At 40.5% G+C, this 5,366-nt stretch carries 6 protein-coding genes and 1 pseudogene; 6 read left to right on the top strand and 1 reads right to left on the bottom strand.

Features of this window, described 5'->3' with window-relative positions; all coding sequences use genetic code 11:
• From A3I5_RS0107100 to A3I5_RS0107085, 5 genes are all read left to right on the top strand, one after another.
• On the top strand, positions 1–606 hold a 606-nt coding region (locus A3I5_RS0107100), incomplete at its 5' end, for an LPXTG cell wall anchor domain-containing protein (protein ID WP_026216980.1).
• A 395-nt stretch (positions 607–1,001) separates the two neighbouring features.
• On the top strand, positions 1,002–1,655 hold the full coding sequence (locus A3I5_RS0107095; RefSeq protein WP_018373914.1) for a response regulator transcription factor: 654 nt from the start codon (positions 1,002–1,004) through the stop codon (positions 1,653–1,655).
• A complete protein-coding gene (locus A3I5_RS0107090) occupies positions 1,652–3,058 on the top strand; it encodes a sensor histidine kinase (protein ID WP_018373913.1) in 1,407 nt (468 codons plus the stop codon). The genes A3I5_RS0107095 and A3I5_RS0107090 overlap by 4 nt, the downstream gene beginning before the upstream one ends.
• Entirely contained in the window at positions 3,058–3,183 is a 126-nt protein-coding gene (locus tag A3I5_RS12980) for a hypothetical protein (protein ID WP_269456787.1), read from the top strand. Before A3I5_RS0107090 ends, A3I5_RS12980 begins: the two co-directional genes overlap by 1 nt.
• Positions 3,184–3,324: 141 nt before the next feature.
• Positions 3,325–4,638 carry an FAD-containing oxidoreductase gene (locus A3I5_RS0107085; RefSeq protein ID WP_018373912.1) on the top strand — a complete coding sequence of 438 codons (1,314 nt, stop codon included), beginning with the start codon at positions 3,325–3,327 and terminating at the stop codon, positions 4,636–4,638.
• 142 nt (positions 4,639–4,780) lie between these two features.
• Here A3I5_RS0107085 and A3I5_RS12335 read toward each other — a convergent pair.
• Positions 4,781–5,029: pseudogene (locus tag A3I5_RS12335) on the bottom strand (GNAT family N-acetyltransferase); the annotation flags it as partial.
• A gap of 63 nt (positions 5,030–5,092) precedes the next feature.
• Here A3I5_RS12335 and A3I5_RS0107080 point away from each other — a divergent pair.
• The coding region (locus tag A3I5_RS0107080) for an IS630 transposase-related protein (RefSeq protein ID WP_018373911.1) at positions 5,093–5,366 on the top strand (274 nt) is incomplete at its 3' end.

The raw sequence follows: 5,366 nt of genomic DNA, 5'->3' as shown, positions 1-5,366 counted from the left end.
TATGAAACAAATATCACAGGTGACGCTGACAATGGATTTGTGATTACCAACACTCATCAAGCTTCCATCACTACCACGGAAGCCCCAACGACAGAGACCACTACAACCACGGTTCCAACGACGACCGAGTCACCGTCCACGACTACAACGACGGAACAACCAACTACGGAAACTTCGACAACCACAGTTCCGACAACGACGACCGAGTCACCGTCCACTACCACCACGACGGAGGCCCCAACAACAGAAACCACTACAACCACAGTTCCAACGACAACTGAGTCACCGTCCACTACCACGACGACGGAGCAACCAACGACGGAAACTACAACAACCTCAGATCCAACAACGACTGAGTCGCCGTCTACCACCACGATGGAACAACCAACGACGGAAACGACAACCAAACCTAAGAAACCTGTCAAAACGACCACGATGACCGAATCAACCACAGTGTCATCCGTTCCAAATAACAAGGGAGGCAAACCTAAGAAACCAGGCCGTGCCTTGCCAAGTACTGGTGAAACTGTTGGTATAGCATCATTGGTTGGTGTTGTACTTCTAGGATTAGTAGGATTTGTCAGCTATCGTCGTAAGAAAAACTAGACGATAAATAATTTACGAACTGATTGGCATTAAGAGAGGATTGAAATTCATTTTCATCCTCTTTTTATGTGGTTTTAAACATAGGTTATCATATGAGGCGGTTACTAAGGAGTGTGTCCTTCTCCCAAAAATTCTAATGTAAGGTATTCGATTGAATCAAGAGCAACATACCTTTGTTTCAGCAAAGCATGCTAGATAACCCTCTAATTTTGAGGCAACTTTGTCTTAGTCTTGTCTCAATCAACTATCATATAGTGCTTCAACTTGACGCTTAATATCTCTGTTTGATCCGTTTTGATAAGTTTAGCATTTTGTTGTATAATAGGTATAATATTTAGGGTTCTCCCTCTTTAAATGATTATTATAAAGGCTTTATAGTTGGATAAGGAGAGAAAATGAATAGAATATTAGTTGTTGAAGATGATGAGGCGATCAATCAGGTTATTTGTGAATTTTTAAAAGAAAGTCATTATCGGGTTGATGCAGCTTTTGATGGTAAAGTCGCTCTGGAGAAGTTCTACAGTAATACCTATGACCTAATTTTACTAGATATTATGCTTCCCTCAATCAGTGGCTTGGATATATTGAAGGAAATCAGGACAGTTTCCCAAGTTCCTGTCATTGTCTTGACCGCTTTGGATGATGAATATACTCAATTGGTTTCCTTTAATCACCTGATCAGTGACTATGTGACGAAGCCCTTTTCACCTCTTATTTTATTAAAAAGAATTGAAAATGTTTTTAGACAAATACAGGGAGATGATGAGGTTACTATTGGAGAGCTTCAGGTGACATTTGCAGACCGCTCTGTCAAATGGCAGGGCCAACCTGTTCAGTTGACTAAAAAAGAGTATGCGATTTTAGAATTTTTAGCCAAGAACAAGAATAAATTGGTGATGCGAGAACAATTGATTATTCAGGTCTGGGGATATGCTGATTTAGATGATCGTGTCTTAAATAATCACATCAAAAACTTACGAAAAAAACTAGATGGTATCCCTCTAAAGACGGTCACAGGTATGGGATTTATATTGGGAGAAGAAGCGTGAAATTATCTCGAAAGCACTTTTTGATTATTAATTCGCTGATCTTCATTATCGTAACGCTCATATTGTGTGCTCTTTATGTTGTCATGCCTCAATACTATAAAGAAAAGAAAACAGAAGAAGCTCAAAATGAATTTGCTAAAGTTGTACAACTGATTGATAGGAAAGAGTTAACTCAAGCTAAAAGGATATTAGCGTCAAAAGAAGGCACTTATAAGAATACTAGTATATGGTACTTGCTGTTTGATTCTAAAGACAAAATTGTTTATCCCAAGTCAAGTTTAGAAATTGAAGAAAGTCTTTCAGAAGAAGATTCGCAGCGGGATCTATTGATTGCTTCAGAACTATTTGAAGATGATCGTGAAAGCGATGAGGTTAGCAGTAAGCGATTTACTAAAAATGTTCGTTTAGAAGATGAAGATTTTACCCTAGTTGGCGATTTTTCTTTGCAACCTGTCTCAGAAGCTCGAAAAGTGTTGCTGGATTTATACCCTCCCTTGCTCTTGTTTTCTCTGGTTATTGGAACGATAGCTTCTTATCTCTATAGTCATGTGTCGAATAGGCGTTTGCTAGCCATTTCAGCAACAACACGGAAAATGGCCAAATTAGAGCCTAACTTGAGTTGTAACGATTCTGGAAATGATGAAATCTCAGAATTAGCACAAGACATCAATAGCCTTTACCAAAATCTCTTTACAGTGATTGCGTCATTAAGGAAAGAAAATGAAAAAGTAGCAAAAAACGAACGCGAAAAATCAGAATTTCTAAGAATAACGTCGCATGAGCTGAAGACACCGATTGCTGGTGTTATAGGCATGCTTGACGGTATGATCTATAAAGTCGGAGATTTTAAGGATCGGGATAAATATCTAAAGAAATGTAGGGAAATCTTGGAAGAGCAGTCACTTATTGTACAATCTCTTTTGGAATTCTCCAAAGTTGATTTTATATCAGAGCAATCAGAAGAGACTTTTAACCTTAAAACTGTTTTAGAAGAGGAGTTAGAGGCCTATGCGATATTGGCTGAGGTTCGTCAGTTTCACTTAAAGGTGCAGCTTGATGATTGTGACGTTGTTGGAAATAAGCTGTATTTACTGAAAGCTATTAAAAATTTGCTGGACAATGCCTTGCATTATACGAAAGAGCATGGAACCATTGACATTAGACTATGCTCTGAGGAGTTGGTTATCAAAAATCAAGCTGAACATTGTTTGACGGCTGAACAGCTAGAAAAAATCTTCCAACCCTTGTACCGTCCTGACTTTAGTCGCAATAGGAAGGCTGGTGGAAGTGGCTTAGGCCTCTTTATAGCACAACAAATTTTAGAGAAACACCACTTTGCCTATACGTTTGAAAATGTCGAGGATGATTGGATGGAATTTCGGATTCGTTTTGAGAAGGTGTAATGGACGATCATCTACACATCATTGTTGGGATACAACTCGTTAAAGAGTCTGTTTTGTCAAGATGTGTAGGCTGCGGTGTTGCTTACATAGCCTATCCTTATGCAACAGACTTTGCGCAAGGCTAATAAATTCCGTAGTCAAATCATGAAAAATAGTATGGTTAATGATAAACTAGAGAGGTAATGCCCAAATCCTATTGGTAGAGCTAGAGCTTAGGCTGTGAGTGCTTGTATCAATAGTATTTCTGAAATACTAAAGGAGTTCTTATGTTAACTTATGATTTAATCGTGATTGGTTTTGGTAAGGCCGGAAAGACTCTGGCTGCCAAACAAGCTGCGACGGGTAAAAAGGTTGCCTTGATTGAACAAAGCCAAACCATGTACGGAGGAACCTGCATTAATATTGCTTGTATTCCGACTAAGACCATGTTGGTCGCGGCAGAAAAAGGCCTCACTTTCGATCAAGTGATGGCTGAAAAAGAGGCGGTTGTCACGCGCTTGAATGCTAAAAATTACGCAACGGTATCGGCAGGAGTTGATATTATTGACGCCAAGGCACGTTTTGTTTCGGACAAGATCATTGAAGCCAAATCTGGTGATGACGTTCAGGAATTGACCGCAGAGACGATTGTGATCAACACAGGTGCGGTTTCTGTAGTGCCTCCTATCGAGGGATTGACAACGACAGATGGCGTCGTTGATTCCACAGGCATTCAACGACTATCTGAAAAACCAGCACGTCTTGGCATCATTGGCGCTGGAAATATTGGTCTTGAATTTGCAACTCTCTACAACCGTCTGGGTAGCCAAGTAACCGTTTTTGATGGCGCAGAGAAGATTCTTGGCCGCTTCGAGCCTGAGATTGCACAAATGGCCAAAAATTATATGGAAGAAGATGGCATCACTTTCCAGCTTTCGACAACGATTGCTCGCGTTTCTAATCAAGGCTCTGAAGTCCTCATATCAACAGATCAGGGCGATTTTGCCTTTGATAAGGTGCTTTATGCTACAGGACGTAAGCCAAATGTGGCTGACCTGAATCTGGAAGCAACAGGTATTGAGCTGACCGAGAGGGGCGCAATTGTTGTGGATGACTATTGTCAAACGACAGTTGCTGGTGTCTTTGCAGTAGGCGATGTCAATGGTGGTCCACAATTCACCTATATCTCTCTTGATGATTTCCGTATTGTTAATGGTTTTCTAAACGGTCAGACATCTTACAGTCTTAAAGACCGTAAAGCTGTTCCAACAAGTACCTTTATTAATCCGCCGCTGGCTCAAGTGGGCTTGACAGAGGCTCAAGCTGAAGAGCGAGGACTAGCTTACTTGACCAAGACGCTTCCAGTTGCAGCCATGCCTCGCGGCCATGTCAATGCTGATTTGCGTGGAGCTTATAAGGTCGTTGTCGATAAGGAGAGCAAGCACATTCTTGGTGCGACCTTCTTTGGAGCTGAAGCCCATGAGCTGATCAATCTGGTTAAAATGGCTATGGATAATGAGATTCCAGCGACCTATTTCCAAAATCAAATCTTCACCCACCCAACTATGGTAGAAAACTTTAACGACTTGTTCGCTGTTTAGGATTTAAAAGTGGCAGAAAATGAGGTTGAAGATTGAATTTCGAGTTCAAAAAAGGAATCTGTAAATCTTTCAAAATAGTAGAGGTGTTAAACATTTCTTTATCAGTTATACATAAAAAACCGAGTTGGATATGCCAACTCGGTTAGTTGTTGTTTATCCAATAACGATACATGACCTCACCATCGCTTTCGTCTACCCGACTGTCTTCGTAGACTCCTCCATTGGCCAGAATGGTCTTTTGGGATGCTAGATTCCACGATGCTGCCGTGACGAGAACGCGTGAGAGACTCAACTTTTTAGCTTCTATCAAAGCGAGATGCAGCTGCTCAGTGGCGTATCCTTTTCTACGATCATCGGGATGAATAGAGTAGCCGATGTGTCCGGCGATATTGATCAGAAAATCTTGGTTGATATACTTCTTTAGATTTTAGATAGTATATGATATACTGCTTTTATGACATACGAATTAGATTTTAGAAAACGCGTCATTGCTTACGTTCAGGAAGGACATACCAAAAAGGAAACGAGTAAGTTATTTGGAATTAGTCCCAATACCCTCTATCTCTGGGAAAAACAACTCAGAGAGTTGAATAGCTTAGAATGTCANCCCCGTAAGCGTAAACCATTCAAAATACCGCTGGAAAAGTTGGAACAATTTGTTCANCAATATCCCGACGCTTTTTTACGTGAAATAGCCGAACATTTTGATTGTAGTATTCCCTCTGTGT

This window comes from Streptococcus merionis DSM 19192 (assembly GCF_000380085.1).
GTDB classification, from domain to species: domain Bacteria; phylum Bacillota; class Bacilli; order Lactobacillales; family Streptococcaceae; genus Streptococcus; species Streptococcus merionis.
This window is presented reverse-complemented; position numbering and strand designations above follow the sequence as displayed.